At 57.8% G+C, this 17763-nt stretch carries 18 protein-coding genes; 6 read left to right on the forward strand and 12 right to left on the reverse strand.

The features are described from left to right. Window positions 1-9: 9 nt before the first annotated feature. The 3 genes from HALLA_RS07995 to HALLA_RS08005 form a co-directional block, all read right to left on the reverse strand. Window positions 10-1395, reverse strand: coding sequence for an FAD-binding oxidoreductase (locus tag HALLA_RS07995; RefSeq protein WP_049952856.1), 1386 nt, complete (start codon window positions 1393-1395; stop codon window positions 10-12). Window positions 1396-1598: 203 nt separating this feature from the next. Then, a complete protein-coding gene (locus tag HALLA_RS08000) occupies window positions 1599-2591 on the reverse strand; it encodes a bile acid:sodium symporter family protein (RefSeq protein WP_049952857.1) in 993 nt (330 codons plus the stop codon). Window positions 2592-2707: 116 nt separating this feature from the next. Further along, window positions 2708-3373 (reverse strand): AIM24 family protein, encoded by a 666-nt coding sequence (locus HALLA_RS08005; protein WP_049952858.1) that lies wholly within the window; start codon window positions 3371-3373, stop codon window positions 2708-2710. Window positions 3374-3608: 235 nt separating this feature from the next. Between HALLA_RS08005 and HALLA_RS08010 the strand changes: the two genes are divergently transcribed. After that, complete coding sequence (locus tag HALLA_RS08010) at window positions 3609-3797, forward strand: hypothetical protein (RefSeq protein ID WP_049952859.1); 189 nt, start codon at window positions 3609-3611, stop codon at window positions 3795-3797. Between the two features lie 19 nt (window positions 3798-3816). On the opposite strand, the gene HALLA_RS08015 is transcribed toward HALLA_RS08010, so the two are convergent. The 4 genes from HALLA_RS08015 to HALLA_RS08030 form a co-directional block, all read right to left on the reverse strand. Next, window positions 3817-4923, reverse strand: a complete 1107-nt coding sequence (locus HALLA_RS08015; RefSeq protein ID WP_049952860.1) for a DUF4330 family protein — start codon at window positions 4921-4923, stop codon at window positions 3817-3819. A gap of 263 nt (window positions 4924-5186) precedes the next feature. Next, entirely contained in the window at window positions 5187-6353 is a 1167-nt protein-coding gene (locus tag HALLA_RS08020; RefSeq protein ID WP_049952861.1) for a hypothetical protein, read from the reverse strand. A 433-nt stretch (window positions 6354-6786) separates the two neighbouring features. Next, entirely contained in the window at window positions 6787-7146 is a 360-nt protein-coding gene (locus HALLA_RS08025) for a PqqD family protein (protein WP_049952862.1), read from the reverse strand. Next, window positions 7143-9113, reverse strand: a complete 1971-nt coding sequence (locus HALLA_RS08030) for an OPT family oligopeptide transporter (RefSeq protein ID WP_049952863.1) — start codon at window positions 9111-9113, stop codon at window positions 7143-7145. Before HALLA_RS08030 ends, HALLA_RS08025 begins: the two co-directional genes overlap by 4 nt. A 513-nt stretch (window positions 9114-9626) precedes the next feature. Between HALLA_RS08030 and HALLA_RS08035 the strand changes: the two genes are divergently transcribed. Next, entirely contained in the window at window positions 9627-10319 is a 693-nt protein-coding gene (locus HALLA_RS08035) for a helix-turn-helix domain-containing protein (protein ID WP_049952864.1), read from the forward strand. A 7-nt stretch (window positions 10320-10326) separates the two neighbouring features. Here the strand turns inward: HALLA_RS08035 and HALLA_RS19960 are convergent, their stop codons facing one another. After that, the gene (locus HALLA_RS19960) at window positions 10327-10665 is read right to left on the reverse strand and encodes a HalOD1 output domain-containing protein (RefSeq protein WP_157231345.1); all 339 of its coding nucleotides are present in this window, start codon (window positions 10663-10665) and stop codon (window positions 10327-10329) included. Between the two features lie 338 nt (window positions 10666-11003). Here HALLA_RS19960 and HALLA_RS08040 point away from each other — a divergent pair, with 338 nt between their 5' ends. Continuing rightward, the gene (locus tag HALLA_RS08040) at window positions 11004-12080 is read left to right on the forward strand and encodes an amidohydrolase family protein (protein ID WP_049952865.1); all 1077 of its coding nucleotides are present in this window, start codon (window positions 11004-11006) and stop codon (window positions 12078-12080) included. Beyond that, window positions 12077-12448 (forward strand): metal-sulfur cluster assembly factor, encoded by a 372-nt coding sequence (locus HALLA_RS08045; protein WP_242406155.1) that lies wholly within the window; start codon window positions 12077-12079, stop codon window positions 12446-12448. The genes HALLA_RS08040 and HALLA_RS08045 overlap by 4 nt, the downstream gene beginning before the upstream one ends. A gap of 42 nt (window positions 12449-12490) precedes the next feature. On the opposite strand, the gene HALLA_RS08050 is transcribed toward HALLA_RS08045, so the two are convergent. From HALLA_RS08050 to HALLA_RS08060, 3 genes are all read right to left on the reverse strand, one after another. Further along, window positions 12491-13345 carry a DUF4330 family protein gene (locus HALLA_RS08050; protein ID WP_049952867.1) on the reverse strand — a complete coding sequence of 285 codons (855 nt, stop codon included), beginning with the start codon at window positions 13343-13345 and terminating at the stop codon, window positions 12491-12493. 485 nt (window positions 13346-13830) lie between these two features. After that, on the reverse strand, window positions 13831-14703 hold the full coding sequence (locus HALLA_RS08055) for a hypothetical protein (RefSeq protein ID WP_049952868.1): 873 nt from the start codon (window positions 14701-14703) through the stop codon (window positions 13831-13833). Beyond that, the gene (locus HALLA_RS08060; protein WP_049952869.1) at window positions 14696-15046 is read right to left on the reverse strand and encodes a hypothetical protein; all 351 of its coding nucleotides are present in this window, start codon (window positions 15044-15046) and stop codon (window positions 14696-14698) included. The genes HALLA_RS08055 and HALLA_RS08060 overlap by 8 nt, the downstream gene beginning before the upstream one ends. 233 nt (window positions 15047-15279) lie before the next feature. Here HALLA_RS08060 and HALLA_RS08065 point away from each other — a divergent pair, with 233 nt between their 5' ends. Beyond that, entirely contained in the window at window positions 15280-15540 is a 261-nt protein-coding gene (locus HALLA_RS08065; RefSeq protein ID WP_084568960.1) for a phage repressor protein, read from the forward strand. A 302-nt stretch (window positions 15541-15842) separates the two neighbouring features. Continuing rightward, window positions 15843-16064, forward strand: a complete 222-nt coding sequence (locus HALLA_RS08070; RefSeq protein ID WP_049952870.1) for a hypothetical protein — start codon at window positions 15843-15845, stop codon at window positions 16062-16064. A gap of 162 nt (window positions 16065-16226) precedes the next feature. On the opposite strand, the gene HALLA_RS08075 is transcribed toward HALLA_RS08070, so the two are convergent. Beyond that, window positions 16227-17762, reverse strand: coding sequence for a flippase (locus HALLA_RS08075; RefSeq protein ID WP_084568961.1), 1536 nt, complete (start codon window positions 17760-17762; stop codon window positions 16227-16229). Window position 17763: the final 1 nt, after the last annotated feature.

Consider the following 17763-nt stretch of genomic DNA (forward strand, 5'->3'; position numbering starts at 1 on the left):
TTACCCAGTCTATGGCTCGGGGAGAACTTTACCCGGGTTGAGTATCCCGTTCGGGTCGAACGCCTGCTTGATCGATCGCATCGCTTCGACCGCCGCGTCTCCGTGCTCGCTGGCAAGGTAGTCTTGTTTCCCAATTCCAACCCCGTGCTCACCAGTCGCGGTCCCGTTCATTTCGATTGCTTTTTCGACGATTTGCTTCGAGATCTGTTTCCCTGTTTCCACCATCTCCTCGTCCTCAACATCGACCATGACGAAGTAGTGGAGGTTCCCGTCTCCTGCGTGTCCAAAGCACGGGATCAGAAAGTCGTGTTCATCACCCAATTCTTTAACGTATCTCACCATCTCCGGATACTCGCTGATCGGAACCGTCACGTCCCCGGGAGTGAGCGAAGAAAGGTCCGGATCAAAGGGATCGACAGCGTCCGCGAGTTCACGCCGCGCTTCCCAGAGATCCGTCATCTCTGGACCGCTCTCAGCGACGGCAAACTCGTCGACATCGTGTGCTTCGAATATCGTCCGACAGAACTCCACTTCGGCTTCGATGCTGTGGTTCGCGTGGAACTCGAGAAACACCATCGGCGAGTTCGATAAGCCGGTATCCAGACTGGCGTTCGCCATCTCTGCACTGATCGAATCGATCAGTTCGATCTTGGCAACGTCAACGCCGGAACGGATCGTATCGAAAATCGCATCGGCCGCATCGCCGAGCTCTGTAAAGGTTGCTCGCCCGCCCCAGATCTGCTCCGGACGGCCAGCCAATTGCAGCGTCGCTCGTGTGATGACTCCCAGCGTTCCCTCACTTCCGACGAGCAAGTCCAGCAAATTATACCCGGACGAAGTCTTCGTCGCCTTGCTCCCGGCAGTTATCACTTCTCCTGTCGGCAACACGGCCTCAACCTCGAGGAGCCAGTCTGCGACTTCGCCGTACTTTACGGTCTTCATACCCGACGCATCGTTCGCGAGCATCCCGCCGATCGTCGAGATTTTTCCCGATGAGGGGAGCGACGGCAAAACGAGGCCCTGTTTTCCAACCGCTTCGTTGATTTCGTCGCCGTAAATCCCGGGTCCAACATCGATCTGGAGATCATCTGGCCGAATCTCATGGATCTCGTTCATTCGAGTCATATCGAGGCTTATGCCCTTCTCCAGCGGGACGGCGTTCCCCTCGAGGCTCGTTCCGGCGGCGTACGGGGTGACTGGGATTCTTTCCTCGTTGGCCCACGAAAGTACTGCAGCCACATCTGCAGTGCTCTCGGGCCAAACGACGACGTCCGGTGGCACGCCGTTCTCCTCGCTGGTCCCCCAATCGACAGATCGTTCATGTCGATCAGCTTGTGTATACGATATTTGGTCGGAGTCCAGTATCGAGGAAAGGGCCTGGAGTTCGGTTGACATACCTGCCTAATCGAACGAAAATCAATTAAGCATATGGGTTTCGTGACCTTCTCTGGCCGCAAAGACCGTTCTTCACCTCGACTCCCGGCAACTGCACTTGTTCTTGCTCTCGAGAGTCCCCCGCCTGGTTCGTCGATTGCGCTACCCGCTCGATATCTGCAACGGTGCTGGAAAAACGGTTCACCGATCGGCGAACACTGACGTTAGTCGCTGACCGATTGGGCTGGCTTCGTTGTTTCGTCGATTGGCTCATCGTCTCGGCTCGAAAAATAGGAAGCCAGCGCAGGACCAGTAAGTTGGTGGAGAACGACCGCAAGCGCAGGGACTAGCGATGCCAACGGTGAAAAGAACCCGGTTGCGATCGCGACAGCCAGCGCGCTATTTTGCATTCCAACCTCGAACGAGCACGCGCGCGATCGATCTGCCGCCATTCCGAACACGTACCCCGTCCCGTAGCCAGCAGACAGGCCGATCACGTTGTGGAGAACAACCGCAAATAAGACGATGACGCTCGCGGTAAGGAGGTTTTCGACGTTCGCGCCGACGACCGCTGCAACGATCGCGACGATTGCCAGTACGCTGACCGCTGGGAAGACCGTCAATCCCGCTTTCGCAGCAGTCGGTGCATACCGATCGAGAATACGCCGTAGCGTGAGACCGAGAACGACCGGAACCACGACGATAAAAACGATCTCCTGAAACATCTCCGCAAACGTGACCTGGATCTGCTCCCCGGCAAAGAGGATCACCCAGGCCGGCATCACGATCGGCGCTGCGAGCGTCGTCATGGAGGTCACAGTTACTGAAAGGGCAACATCGCCTTTCCCGAGATACGTGTACACGTTGGAGGCCGTCCCGCCCGGTGCTGCTCCCAGAATAATGAGCCCGATGCCGATCTCTGCAGGCAGCGAAAGTGCGAGCACGAGCGCATACGCCGCAGTTGGCATAATCAGCCACTGGGCCGCCGCTGCGAGGAGCACGTCTCGCGGGCGCTCGAGAATCCGTTTGAAATCGTCGGTAGTGAGCGTAAGCCCCATTCCCAGCATCACAACACCTAACAATAGAGACACGTACTCGCCAATCCACACGAACGTTTCAGGACTCAGAAATGAAAGAACAACCGCAATCACGACCCACAATACGAAATATTTGCTCACAAGCTGGCTGAAATCCTTTGCTGTGGTAAGGAATGACATTCTATCTGTATAGCACAAATGATGTTATATATAATTGTCGAAAGAACGGTTCATTTCTCAATGCGGTTTGCTAACAGGGTGTGAACTCAGTATCTTGCCGCAGTACTGTTACTTGCCTACGCCTCGGTAACGGATCCTTCTTCGTTCGGCTGGACAACGACGAATCCCCCCGAACCCGTAAACTCCATCTGAACCGATTCGCCGGAGGTCTGGCCGATCTCGAACAGCTTGTTCGTCTCGAACGACGGGGAGAGATTTGCGCTCCATGCGACCGTCGCATCCGGGTCCGTGTAGACCGGCGGCGTCATGACGAGCGGGTCACCGTGCGTTGAAATCGCGACTTCCCCCGGACCGGAGAGGTAAACGTTCGTCAGGCCGCCCGCCGCCATCCCCGAGATGCTCTTGACAGTATTGATCTCGTAGTCGACGCTCGTTTCGAACGCGAGGACGTCGTTTCCGTTGACGGAGATCGATTCATCAGCGTCGAGATCGAGCAACTGTACCTTCTTGCTCTGCTCGGCGATATACAGGTGGCCGTTTCCCGTCGCTTCCATGATGGGTGTCCCCTCACCGCTTACGGCCTCCTTGACCATTCCGGTGAGACCGCCTTCAGCCGACGATTTTCCCGTGAACGTAATGTCGCCGGTGTACGCGACCATCGATCCGGCTTTGACCATCACGGTTCCATCGAGCGGGATATCTAGCAGACGATTGTTCTCCTTCTGGAATCCGTCGCCGCCTTCGTCAGGGGCGTTGGACTGCGTGAACTCTTCGAGTTCCATACTGACAGGCGTGGGATTTCTCGTCCAATCATATATGTTTTCATCGGAGTTTCCGTGTCGGTAACAGGTGTCGGCGTTTCAACACCGTCAAGTACGGGCAGAGCACTCGAGCCAGCTTACAGAGGCAGATAGTTCTGTGAGATTGGTACTCGTCGGTCGGTCGGGTCACAGTCCCGGTATCTAGGTGCGAGACTCGGCGCACACTTTTACAGCAATGCTCCACACAGTTCGACATATGGCTTCCAAATACGGCAATCAATCGTCCGTAATAACTGCAGTTGGTCTCTTATTCGCCCTTATTGCAATTGTGGGAACACAATTCCTCGGGTGGGACTGGGGAACTGACCAGCTCGTTCCGACACTCATCGGCGTCGTCGCCGCAGGAGCGGCGATTTTGGTCGTTTCCAGGCGGTTGCTGACTTGAAAAGAGGACTAACGCCCGTTCAGTCGACAATCCAGGCGCGTTCTTCGACGGTCGTGACGCCAAAGTCGAAGTAGATGGTGTCGCCGGTACGCAACTTCTCACCCTTGAACTCCGTTCCGAGATCCGTCTCGCGGGTCTCGAGTTCGACGGTGAGCGTCACGTCGTCTTTCGTCGGGTGGGTCTGTTCGTTGAGGGTGCCGTCCTCCGCTTCGACGACGACCGTGGCGGGTTCGCGATCCACATCCGTGACCGTTGCCCACGTCTCCCCGCCGGCCGTCTCGGTCAGTCCGGGTTCGAACAGGCTGGCCTCGCGATCCGAGAGTCCGTTCAGATCGAGTTCGACGGTGGTCGTCGTCGCCTCGCCCGGTTCGTCCGTCGTCCCGGTCTCGAGGATCGTCGGCTCGAGGGTGTACGAGTCAGTCGCGAACGGAATCGTCGCGCCGGGTTCGACGAGGTGCTTTCCGTATCGAACGTCGTCCTCGCCCTGGAGCGTCGTGAGCGTCGCCCCAGCGGTGACGCGATACTGATCGTCGCCGATCGGGTGTATCGAGGCCGACTCGAGCGTCGCGGCCGTGTCGTTGCCGACCGCGGACTCGTTACCGGCCCGTATCTGTTCGGCCGTCTCCCGATCGACGGTGTCTTCGAACAGTACCGCCGTTTCGGTGGTCGAGAGCGCGGTCGTATTGGCTTCGACAGCGTCGATGCTGCCGGTCACGTCGTACTCGTCGGTCTGGATCGAGACGTTCTGGCCGGTTGCGAACTGACCGTCGTTGAACGTGACCGTTCCGTTCTCGTGCTGGCTGGCCGCAACTTCGGTGCGCACAGTGACGTCTGCGGTGTCGCTCGAGGTCCGCGTCGCGTACACGTCGGTGATCGAGAGCCGTTCGTCACCGGTCGTCATCTCGTCGCCCGCGGTGATGGATTCGGCGGTCGCGATCGATTGGGTGCCGACATCGATCGTCGCGTACTGAGTCTCGATAGCGGTCTCTTCAGGGTCGTCTCCAGTGCCGAGGACGCCGACGACGGCGATTCCAGCGACGACGACCGCGAGAGCGAGTACGATCACGAGCGCGTCGATGACGTTGACTGCGCCGAAGAGGTTCCCATCTTCGTCGATTAATTCCATGGCTTACCCGGAGAGTTCATATTCGTGGTACGTCTTTTGCAGTGATATAGGTGTTTTGTCCTGCCGTACGATGTCGTTGGTCTCGAACTGATGGGAACGACGGAGCGTATGATGGTGGTATCAGCCTTCACGGCTGCTGCTCGAGCCTCCACGTGTGAACGACCTCGGCGTATCTTTGAGTATATTTCACAGAATCAAAAGAGCGACGCGTCCACTTCGACCGGACGAGGGGACGTTTCGCTCGACGAGTGACTCGAGATTGGTTACTCTGCGTTCTCTTGGAGGGCGAATCCCCAGTTTGTGGAAACATCATCGACGGATTCCCCGTCGAGTTGGGTGATAGAGAGGGGTGTCTCGAAGGACAGCTCCGACGGGAGGCTCTCTCTGATCTCCTCCGTTTCATCGGGTTGTACGAGCACCAGAAGGGTCTCAGAACGAGTTTCTCCCGGTTCGAGCGTCTCGAATTGGTAATCCATCGTCATCCCGAATCCACCTTCTGCAACCCACAGTCCAGAGTCAGCGTCTCGCTCGTAGTTCTCGTCAGGCAGTTCTTGTTCCGGATACAGAACGAACCCGTCGTCTCGAGCGTTCCAAAACATCGCTGTTCGGCGCTCACCATACTGTACCCGCTGATCCGACTCGTTCGTGAGCGAGACCTCGACTTGCATCGGCTCGTCGGGGGATTGCATTTGTGCCTGCGCCAAGTCAACGGTATACTGAAGGGGGAACTCGCGCACCGCCTCATCACCATCGGCGACGTACGATTCCGTATCGCCATCGAGACTGAGTGTAAAACCCCATTCCGATGGTTGGGATTCGGTTTCTGAACCCACATCGGCGGGAGCACGGAATCGAGTGTTGAACGACATCTCCGTCGGCGGATTCTCCGGCGGTTCTTCCTGATGACTAACCACCACGCTCAACGTCTCTGAACGGCTCTCATCGGGCTCGAGGGTACCGACCTGATAGTCGGTTGTCGTTGCAAACGGGCTCGTCGCGACCCAATACTCGGACTCCGTATCGAACTCGCGGATTGTACTGGTCGTCTCCGAATCCAGTTCGGGGAGCAGCGTAAAGCCGTTCTCCGAGCGATTACCCCAGAACAGCGTCTCGCGGCGTTCACCGTACGTGAGTGTCTCATCGGACGTGTTTGTGACCGTCACCTCAACGCGGAGCGGAGAGTCGGGAGAGTGGAGGTCGCCATCGACGACGGTTACTTCGTGTTGTACTGGTGATCCGCCGATGGTCTCATCTCCAACGACAGTATACGGTCGCTGTTCCGCTGATGGGTCTTTCTTCGAATCGTCCGATTCGTCGTCATTCGACCCGTTCGACGGATCATCGTCCGACCTGCTTTCACCCGATGCGAGACAGCCAGCCGTTAACGCAACCGTCGTTGCCGTACCGGCCACGAACGTTCGTCTATCCATATCTAGCCAGTTACCCCGTATAGAAAAAGAACTATCTCAGAGTGAAATCATTCTTTGAGCTTGCATCGCCCGTATCGGTTGAGTTCCGAAACCGTGCATCTGAGGGGTAACAGACCGCCAACCGGACGTTGGGACAGCGATCAGACCGCCCCGTTCACAGGAGACGCCAGCACTCCAATTAGTAGGGGAAATCCCGGACGACCAAACGCTCGGTACAACCGAGATTAGTGTGACGTATCTTCGCTTTTTGTTGTCGGTTCGACCCTCTCTGTGACATCAAGCTGACGGAGAATCGGGTACTTCCGTTCGAGCAATTCGACGATCGAGACCGGTCTATCGCCGCGGGGGATCGACGCAGTAGGGAGCACAGAGCTACCTGTTGCAGCGAGAAACACCAGTACGACTACTCGCGGCCACTCGACTATCCGTCGAATCAGCCGTCTGGCCGGTCCTCGAACCGAATGAGGTCTCGCTCCTCGAGTTGCATGAGGAAGTGTGCGAGCGTCTCGTCGACCGGTTCGACCCGATCGGCGTCGTGTTCGTCGGCGACGATCGATGCGATCTCCGAGACGGTGTGCTCACCGTCACAGCGTTGCCAGACGGTCGTCCCGACTGAATCGAGCGTGAGTTCGCGCTCTCGGCTCGTGCCGAAGAGGTCGAACAAGAACCGGTCGAGCCGGTTTCGAGGGGACTTCGTCCACGTGATCGTGACCCGCCGGTCGCCGTCGCTGGTCGTTACGTCCCAGTCGTCCGTCGTTCGGATCGGAATCGAACCCGGCGCGTGCGCGCTCATGCGTCAGCCGTCCGGGATCCGCCGAGGACGCCTCGAGTGAAGATCCCGAGGAGGGCCACGAGGGCGACGACGCCGAGGATCGTCTGCGTTTCGGCGCCGAATCCGAGCGCGAACGGTGCGCCGGTGGCTGCGCCGATCTCGAGGATGTAGAGCGCGCCGATGACAATTCCCATGATCGCCTCGCCGGTGATCAACCCGGCGGCGATGATCCGGCCCCGATAGGTCGTCCGCTCTGCGGCGGAGCCGTCCGGGTCGCCGTTCCACGCGACGTATTTGTCGATTCCAGCGCGGAGCAAGCCGCCCAGAAAGATCGGCGTTGCGAGCGTGATCGGGAGGTAGATCCCGACGGCGAAGGGCAACACGGGAACGCTCATGAGGATCAGGACGATCGCGAAGACGGCTCCGATGAGGATCATCCCCCACTGGGCGGTGCCGGTGAGAACGCCCTCGGAGATCAGCGCCATCATCCCTGCCTGCGGTGCGGGAATGGTCTCGCTACCGATACCGTAGGCCTGATGGAAGAACGACAGCACCCAGCCCGCAAAGAGCGCGGAGATCCCGATCCCGATAATCTGTGCGATCTGTTGCTTTCGCGGCGTGGCACCGAGGAGGTAGCCGGTCTTCAGGTCCTGGGAGGTATCGCCCGCGACCGCTGCGGCGATCGCGACGACCGAGGCAGTCACGAGCACCACAACGGGATCGGTCACGCCGGTCGATTTCAGCGCCAGCGCGGCGATCAGGATCGTTGCGACAGCCATCCCGGAGACGGGGTTCGACGAACTCCCCACGACGCCGACCAGATACGCGGAGACGGCGACGAAGAGGAACGCGGCGACGACCGCGATGGCTCCGCCCAGTAGTCCGACCTGGACCTGCGGGACCGCGACCAGCGCGAGCGCGATCACGGCGGCCCCAACGACGACGAGTTTCATCGGGAGGTCGCGCTGCGTTCGCCGCCGTTGCTCGCTCGCCGCCGTCGAACCGCGTACATCGGCTATAGCGGTTCCCAGCGCATCACGGATCGTCCCACTCATCGACAGGATCGCGTAGAATCCGCCGACGATCATCGCACCCGCACCAACGTAGCGGATGTACTCGTCCCAGACTGCGTTTGCCTGGGCCATGAGCGTCGCGTCGGCGGCCGACTCCGGAACAAAGCCGCCCGTAATGAGCAGTGGAATCAACATCATCCAGGCGATCAACCCACCACCGAACACGTAGCCGGCGATTTTCGGCCCGATAATGTATCCGACGCCGATCAGTGCGGGCGTGAAATCGCCGCCGATGGCGAACCCGCGGGTCTGGCCCGCCGAAAAGGCCGTCTGTAGCGTCGTCCTGAACGCGGCCATTCCGCTGGCCAGCCACATGTAGACGAAACTCGCGAGAAAGCCGAGCGAGATGAGCTTCACGCCGTCCTTTCCTTGCGAGCCGGCCTCGAGCACGTCCGCACACGCGGTCCCCTCCGGATAGGGGAGTTCCTCGTGCTTCTCGACGATGAGATAGCGCCGCATCGGGATCATAAAGAGAACCCCGAGGAGCCCGCCGAGAACCGCGACCGACGCGGTCCCCGCGATATCGATTGGCTGGTCGAGGAACGTGACGCCAGCGATCGTGAAGATCACGCCGGCCGCCAGCGCCTCGCCCGCAGAGGTCATCGTCTGGACGATGTTGTTCTCGAGGATCGTCCCGCCGATACCGGCGTTTCGAAGCGCGTAGAACACGCCCATGCTGATGACCGCGGCCGGAATCGAGGCGCTGATCGTCATCCCCGATCGCATGCCGAGATACATATTCGCGGTCAACAACACCACGTTGAGCGCAAGGCCGATCAGGACCGCCTTGATCGTGAGTTCCGCGATGCTCTTTCCGGCGGGGACGGTCGGAGAAGGACCCTCCCGTTCCGTCTGCTCGCTTGCTGTTCGACTGTCGTTCGACATCGTTGCGTCTTGCGATGGTCCGTGTGACATAATCGAATAAGGCGACCGTCCCATTCGCCCAGGTACAGAAAATAACTCGAGCGTTGCAACCGAGGGCGTTCCCGTCGATTCCACGATCGCACACCGAGTCCCCGGAAGGGCGGTTCCGCCTTCTCGATGATTGTAGCCCGTTGGAGCCATAAAAACGGAAAGATTTGGTCGTGTCACGACCCCCTCGCTAGTCCATTACTGGCTCCTGCGGAACGGACGCCTCTGAGGTCTTTCCGAGAGCGATCCCATTTACGCCCGCTCGAGGCGCATTGACGGGTAGCACGACATCAGCAGTGAGACCCACTCCACTCCGAGAGAATCGATTGCATGTGACCCTCGAGGAACGAACGGTGTCAGCCGTAAGCGAGTAAGGCAGAGAGGAAATTATATCAAGCAATAGTAAATATAGGGAACAATACGTGAAAACACGCCTATCAATCAGACATAATCATTGATTTACCAATATGTTGGGGGATAGTCTTAATATCGATCTACATAACAAACAACTAGTCCATGCCTGAAGGTGCCTCGGGTAGATCGCAGGATATCGTCGTAGAAGTCGAGTTTTCGATCGACGACCCAACATATCCGTTTATTAGTGCAACAGAAAATGAAGGCTGTGTCATAGAACTCGCCGATATGGTTCCTCGAATGGACGATCAATATGCTGAATTTTTCAACATTACCGGGATCAATTCTACTCGGGTTCTCGAACTCGTAGCGTCATACGAAACGATAGATGCCACCCTTCTGTATGAATACGAGGACGGAGGACTGTTCGAATTTCTCACTTCCGGGAACTGTCCGGCGTTCTCCCTTGCTGAACTCGGCGCGCTCCCTCGTGAGGCGATCTCTCTGAATGGAGAGGGGCGAATCGTCGCAGAGATCCCTCCCAAATATGATGCCTCGACGGTCATCGAGGAGTTTCTCGCGGAGAACACTACGGTAGAACTCGTTTCAAAACAGGAAAAAGAGTCGTTTTCACCGATACTCACTCACTCTGCAACAGAACAAATCATTCGGACGCAACTTACCGAACGACAGTGGGAAGTCATTCGAACTGCGTTCAATGCCGGCTACTACGAATGGCCACGGGAGTGCACTGGAGAGGAAGTAGCCGAAAAACTGGATATTACGTCCCCAACGTTCTCTGAGCACATTCACGCGGCTGAACGCAAGCTACTCGCTGTCCTGTTTAATCGATAATGTCGGCTCATTCGTCGTGTTCTCCCACTTCAAGCCAGATATACAGTTTCCCGTTGCTCTGAACGACCACATCACAGCCTTCGTGACGAAACGAGACGGAAAGCTGTGAAGGGTGCCGATCAAGGCCAGATACTGATTCGAAGAGCATGTTGAGGGCATCAGGGTCAACACTCTCGTAGAGCGGTTGCAGGCGCTCTGGGGCAGTATCAGTCGCTGCTGCGATGGCGTTAACCACGCCTAAAGCAGGCGACTCGTCTTCTTGCCAGTTATGGCACACAGACACCTGGTTCCCAGTCGGATCTGGACGGGACCTGTTAGTGTGTAAATAAGAGTCGTCCTTTGTCATTTTATCACCATTGTTGTACTTAATACTATATAGATGAGGAACAGGCTTAGTTCGACTCCCTAAACCTCATGGGTGGCCGACAGCGTGGCGTTGGCCCCGTTCCGTGTCTCACGTCTCGAGGATCCAGCCCAGTCTATACAGCATATAACTGACATCTATCGGATAAGAGATACAATCTGACCAGTCTTCAGCACTGCTCAGCAAACATTCCCGTAGATAGCAGAGGCGGTAGCGTTCAATTCGTATCTGTGGTTGCCGGATAGCAATCTCTGTCAAATTTAATATATTCTTGGAGCGATGGTCCGCAGATTTATAGTGATCGATCACTCCCTATGTGCATGGTAACACTTGACGATGTATTTGTCGTCGACGCCGTTTCCCACGCGTACAACCAGGCTGAATCGAACTTCCGCGTTCCGAGATACGCCGAACAGGTCGCAGACATCGGGGTCGGACTCGAGGATGCGATGCCCGAGGGATACAAACGGACGCCGGAGACGTTTTTGAGCGACTGGCCCGTCGAATACACCGAAGACGTGCTGTTCCGGGAGAGCCAGACGGATTTTTCGGTGTTTCACCCGCAGTCGATTACGGTCTTTCACGACGGGCTGACGTCCCTCGAGAAAGCACAAGCGTTCCTCGAGCGCAACCCGACGCGGAGCGCTGCGCTGGGAAGCATCGACGCGGTCGGACTCGACGACCCGCAAGGCGAACTGACCCGACAAGTCGAGGAATTCGACCCCCACGGCGTGAAAGTCTACCCATCCTACTGGGAGGAAAGCGGCACTCACCACAAGTTCACGATGGACGACCCGGAAGTGGCGTTTCCGCTGTGGGAACACGTGGCCGACCTCGGGCTCGACGTCGTCGCCGTCCACAAGGCGATGCCGTTCGGCGCGGTTCCGATGGACTCCTACGAGGTCGGCGACGTCGAGGAGGCCGCGGCGAGCTTCCCCGATCTGACCTTCGAGATCGTCCACGGCGGCCTGACGTTCGCTCGAGAAACCGGCTGGCAGATCGCCCGGTTCCCGAACGTCTACGTCAATCTGGAGTTGACGCTCGCGGAGGCGGTGACGACGCCGAAGACGTTCGCGGAGACGATGCAGGATCTCCTCTACGCCGGCGGCAAACGCGCGATCGACAAGATCATCTGGGGCACCGGCGCGCCGCACTTCCACCCGCAGTTGCTGCTCGAGCGGTTCTGGGAGTTCGACTTCCCGGAGATGGAAAGCCTGAGCGGAAGTTTCACCATCACCCAGGCGGACAAACGAAAGATCCTCGGCGAGAACTTCGCTGAAGCGCACGGCTTCGACCTGGAGGAACTCGAGGCCCAAACGGTCGACGACGAGTACAGCGACGCGGAGCTGGTCGAGGAGCCGTGGTCGACGACCGGGTTCGAGGTGGCGTCTCCGTGACAACGGTTCGAGCGGTTCGGGAATCGCTTCGAGAGGTCGTCGATCCGTGCAGCGCTGCGACCGGCTCGAACCTCGATATCGTCGAAATGGGACTGGTGAAATCCGTCGACGTGTCCGGGAGTCACGTGCAGGTTTCGATGCGACTGACGACGCCGGCCTGCCACATGGTCCCGTATTTCTTCGAGGAGGTCGAAGGCCGGGTGGGTGAGCTTTCCGGGGTCGAATCGGTCGAACTCGAGACCGACGGCGGCTTCGAGTGGTCCGAGGAGATGCTCTCCGACGCGGCGAAACGGAAGCGACAGGCGGTATTGGACGACCAGGAAGCGCGATATCGAAAGGAACAGCTCGCGGTGGAAAGGGACGACTAGCCGTCTCGATAGGCCATTTTAGTCGGATTCAGCCGCACGTACTCACTCGAGGGCGGTCACCTCGCCGTCGACGGTCACTGTGTCGAAATCGAGGACAACGGACGTTCCGATCCCGAGTTGTCTCCCCCGAAAGCTCGTCCCGGTCTCGGTTTCCGTCGTCGCCAGTTCGACCGTCAGCGTGACGTCCACGTTTTGGGGATGCTCCCGTTCGTAAATATCGCCGCCGTCGCTCTCGAGGATGACGGTCGCCGGTTCGCTCTCGACCGACTGGATCGTCGCGACCGTCTCGCCGCGAACGGTTTCAGTCATCCCCTCCTCGAGTCCGTCTGCAACCGCGGGCGTAACGTTTCGGAGTTCGACTTCGGTGTCGGTGGTGGTTTCGTCGGCCGCGAGCGCGTCTTCGTCCGAGTCGAGAGCAGTTACCGTCCCGCTCGTGGCATACGTGCCCAGGTCGAGCTTGAGTTCGCTACCGAGCGTGAGCGAGTCGCCGTCGACACGAAACGCAGTTCGTTCGCCGTCGTCTTCGGGGGCTACTCCCTCGAGTGCAACGCGAATCGTCACGTCCGTCGAGGCGTTCGTTTGGTCTCCATTTCGGGCGGTAACGGAGACGTCCGTCACCGTCACGTTCGCCGCTGTCCCGTCGGAGCCCCAGCCCCGGGCGAGGGCGGTGTCACCCTCGCTGAGCTGCTCGACGACGTAGTCCGGTTGGTCACCGAGTTCGACGGTCGCGTATCTCGTTTCCGGTTCGTCGGGATCCGCCGATACACTTGCCGATCCGCCGCCATTTACGACGAGCGCGGCCCCCGCGACGAGCACGGCGAGCAACACGAGGACGACGAGCGCGTCGACGACGTTGACGACGCCGAAGAGATTGCCGTCGTCGTCGATCAGTGGCATGTGTTACTCGAGTAACCGTTCGCTCGCGGTCGCCTCGCCGACCGACTGGACGCCGTGAATCGTTCGTCGTGATCTCGGAGATCGTCTCCGCTGGAGCGGGTGAGCGGGCACATAGCGCGTGTAACAATATCAACCATAATAATTAGCAAACGCCTACGGGTGAACTCGAGCGGCAGTACATCGAGTTCTCCACCGACGGTTTCTTCCACAACCGGTGTTCTCGCGATGCGTGGGTACAGTCGTCTCATCCGGGCGACTCGAGTTAGTGCACCGGTGACAGCTGTTGTCTTCAGGCTCACCGTCGATCCCTGTCCGTCTTCGTGACCACCGACGACCACTCGAGCGACAGACCCACCGGTAGCCGACCCGCCTACACCCGCGTTCTTGCTGTGAATTACGGTTCGGAGCGCGTTACTCGGCCTCTCTCGAGGCTTCCTGTGAGCCACTGTCCCCGGTCACCCGAGGACACCAGTTGTCACCGGCGCTTAGTCGCCGCCCGTCGTTTCCCCGGGGACGTCGGCGTCGGCGGGGAGCACCAGCCGCCGTTCGGTGTACTCGAGGCCGTTCTTTCGCTCGGTTTTCCGGTGGACCGCGAGGCGATTCTTCGAGAGGTCCAGCGCGGCGTCGATCACCCTCGAGACTAACTTCTTGGCGTAGCTCTCGCTGATGCCCGGCTCCCGTCTTCGGATCCAGTGTCTGAGATCGCTCGCCGCGACGTACTCGGCGACGGCCTTACAGCCGCGTTCCCAGGGATCGTCGCCGACGGCGTCGTCGGTGCGCGCCCGCCAGAGTTTCGCCGCCAACCGCGTGGGCAGGGCGTTGGCCGCCGATCGGCGCATATCCTCGTCCATCCTGGCAAGTTGTTGAATCGGGAGCAGATCGCCGTAGGCGAGCGAGACCTCGCCGTCCGCGAGCGGGTCGGCGTGCTCGGGGAGTCGGAGGTAGGCCTCGCCGTCGTCTTTGGTGACCCGCTCGAGGCGGTCGCCGGGGACCTCGAGTTCGTGGACGTCGACGGTCTCGGCTTTCAGGTGTGCGCCCTTCTCGAGTTCGCGGGCCTGTAGCTCCGCGAGTCGGGCCTTGTTGGTCCCGGCCTTGTTCAACGCCGCGTCGACGGCACTGTCACAGCGCGTGCGCTCGCGCTCGCAGTCCTCGAGTCGGTCTCCGTGGGTCTCGAGTTCGTCTTGACAGTCCTCGAGTTGGTTTTCGTACTTCTCGAGTCGGTCCTCGAGCGTCCGGACCCGATCCGTCAGTCGGTCGCGGTCGCGCTCGAGATCGTCGATTCGTTGGGTTTTCGACTCGAGGTCACGCTCGAGGGTTTCGACGCGCTCTGCGAGGGCGGCCACGCGGTCGTCACGCATCGGGCTCACCTCGAGTGTCGTCGGTCGTCTCGTGGGTGGGTGCGTCGTCGGTGGTTGTGTGGTCGATCGACTCGAGGTCCGCGTTCGGAATCGTCGCCTTGGGGCCGAACGCGAGCAAGAGGATTCGGTTCGTCTCCGCGTCGATCTCGCGGAGGCGTCTGCGAACGGCGCTGCGTTCGGCGGGCTCGAGATGCTCGAGCGCCGGGGAGCGGGTCGTCTCGCGGAGGAGGATCGTCGTGAGGTGGTCGATGGTCTCGAGGCGCTCGCGAAACAGTCGCGTCGCGCGGGTCGATGCGTTCTGTCGGTCGGGGCTTTCATTACCCCGTGGATCGTCGTTTGACATGGCTTCCGTAGGCTGAATACGGAGGCTGACGCGGATCTGGTGGCCTTAACACCGATCCGCAATTCTGCGACGATATCGGTAGAGCGTCGCGTTTAGCTTCCGTGCCCGCAACGAGGTCCCCCGTTGACATAAATCTTGACTACGAACGTGGTTTTTCAGAAACCACGAAGATGGTTTCAACTCCGTGAGATAGTACTGATTTTTCCGTGCTGCACGCAGCATACCGATATCACATGGTCGAGCGCGTTCGCTGGATGGCTCCCGTCGACTACGAAATTATGCTCTTTTTCGACGAGCACCCGATTCTCGTCTCGCCACGAGTGCTTGGAGCGAACATCGACTACGACCGCCAGTACGTGAGCAAGCGATGTCGCACGCTTTCGGACGCCGGATTGTTGACCGCAGTCGACACCGGACTGTACCAGTTGACCGATACCGGACGGACGTATCTCGAGGGGGATCTCGACGTATCGGAACTCGAACCCGAGGACTAGCGTTCTAGCGCTGGCTCGAGTCGGAGTACAGCGTCCATCTCTGGGAGATAATTTCCACGACGAAACAGTAATTATATGACACTACAGTACGTTGGCCCGAACGGAAGCCATGAATAGCAGAGATGGGCGTTTCCGTTGAAATGCCCCGGGTGTTACAGGCACCCGAGACGTGGCTTCCAACCCCATGAAGGATCGGTTGCCATGATTGGATATCTTCTCCGCGGGCTTAAACATCCCGTCCGACAGATGAATCGAAGTCGAACAAATCGGGCCTTGCTCTGCCCCTCTACAGGTGGGTCTCTATGACCTGCGCGACGGCTGACCCGCTCGTCATCGAGATCGTCGATACACTTGAGGAACACGGCCTTCCTCGAGACGCCTACCAGCTCGGCAGGGAGTTCGATCCCGAAGCGCTCGAGCGGTTCCTCGAGTCTTGTAGTGAAGGGGTTGAGGTGCGGCTCGAGGTACGAGGGATTCCACTGCTCGTGACTCCTGCGGGAACTCGGGTGTATCGCGATGAGTGAAGAGGGTGAATCAGATGGCGATTCGGAGTATCCCTTCCCATCGTGTCCTCGTTGTGGTGACCCTGTGGTTATGGTCACGAGTCGCGGGCCAACCGAACACACCGCCAGTCCCTGTGGCTGTCGTGTGAGTGGGAACCTGCTCGAGTAAATTGGATAATCCGCTCAGTTAACTATACCCAATTTCCTCATGTACGGTCTGACGTTTTCGTAGTAAAATTCCTTGTCCTCGTCCTCAAACCCAAACATTACCAATAGAGTGACGAATACAAGAAGTCCTGAGGTTGACCCAACGACGAGGAGCACGTATCCAGTGAGATAAAATTCCAAACCCAACATAACCGGAATGGTAAGTATTCCAGCGAAGACTGGTTTCCAGAACTTTGTAGAATAGGGGATCATTCCTTCGAAATGCCAGACTTCTACTACTCTGATCACGTTGATCATTGCAAGTGACCCCGCTGTTGCGACTGCTGCACCGATAAAACCGAACTCGAGGATCAATACGTAATTCAATACGACATTCGAGACACCAAGCGTCCACTGGTTTGCAAGGTTTAGGTATTGGTGGTCCGTCATCATCAATAAAAACCCACTCGGTCCGACTAAGCAATTTGTTAATTGTGCTACTGCAAACAAAATTAGCACAAATGAGCCGGTTGAAAATCCTTCTCCAAATATCTGGAGTACTTCCTGACTAAACACGATGACTGCGAGAGCTGGTGGTATCACAATCGTGAATGTCCATCGAGTGAGAATTTGATAGATCTCCTCAAGTTCTTTCCGCTCGCCATTCGAATGCAGATCAGATGCAACAGGTGGGAATAGCTGGTTGATGCCAGACAATGGGAGGGTTAGAAACGATGTCATCAGTACCGATATGCGATAGATCCCAACAGCCGATCCCGTTAAAAAGAAGCCGACCATCAGTATGTCGACTCGTGTGTAGAGCTTACTCCCCAAATCTTTGAATGTAAGTGGAAGTGAAAAGTTGTAGAATCGACGAAAGCTTCCACTCGATAGGTCCCCTGTTGGGCGAATATCCGTTTGGTTATACAGAATCGAAATTGCCACACTGAATGTGAGAACTGTTCCAACGGCTAGCGCTGTTACCACCCCGACGAGTGAAAACCCAAATACGAATGCGACTGCCACAATAGCGATTTGTATAAGTGGTTTAGTAAAATCTTGAACTATAATCTGCAACTCGACTCGTTCCAATCCACGGAAGATGGCACCCGTGAGATTGATAAGGGTATTAAAGGGAAGAGCAATTGCGAGGATTCGAAGTATAATCACTAACTCGGGTGTGCTTAGAGTGAAACTATTGACTAAAGGTGCCAAAATGTATAGCCCAGCACTGATGAGGATACTTGCGGCCAACGCGGTGAGATAGGCTATTCTAACTGTCCAGTCGCGACGGGGGGGATTATCTGAGTGTTCTGGAAGAAATCGTAGTATAGACTTGCCTGTACCGAGGCGAGCAAACACCATGAAAAACTGAATCAACGTTTGGGCGTAGGTATAGACGCCATATAGCGTCGCACCGAGCACTCGAGTCAAAAGCAGATTGAATACAAACTTTAAGCCTTGCGAGGTGATTTTCCCACCAAAATGTAATGACGCCCCTTGGGAGATGACTTGAAGTGATCTGCCACTATTTACGTTTTTTTGAGACCCGTCCTCGGTTGTTTGATCCATT

It is taken from the genome of Halostagnicola larsenii XH-48, assembly GCF_000517625.1.
In the GTDB taxonomy this organism is placed as follows: Archaea; Halobacteriota; Halobacteria; order Halobacteriales; family Natrialbaceae; genus Halostagnicola; species Halostagnicola larsenii.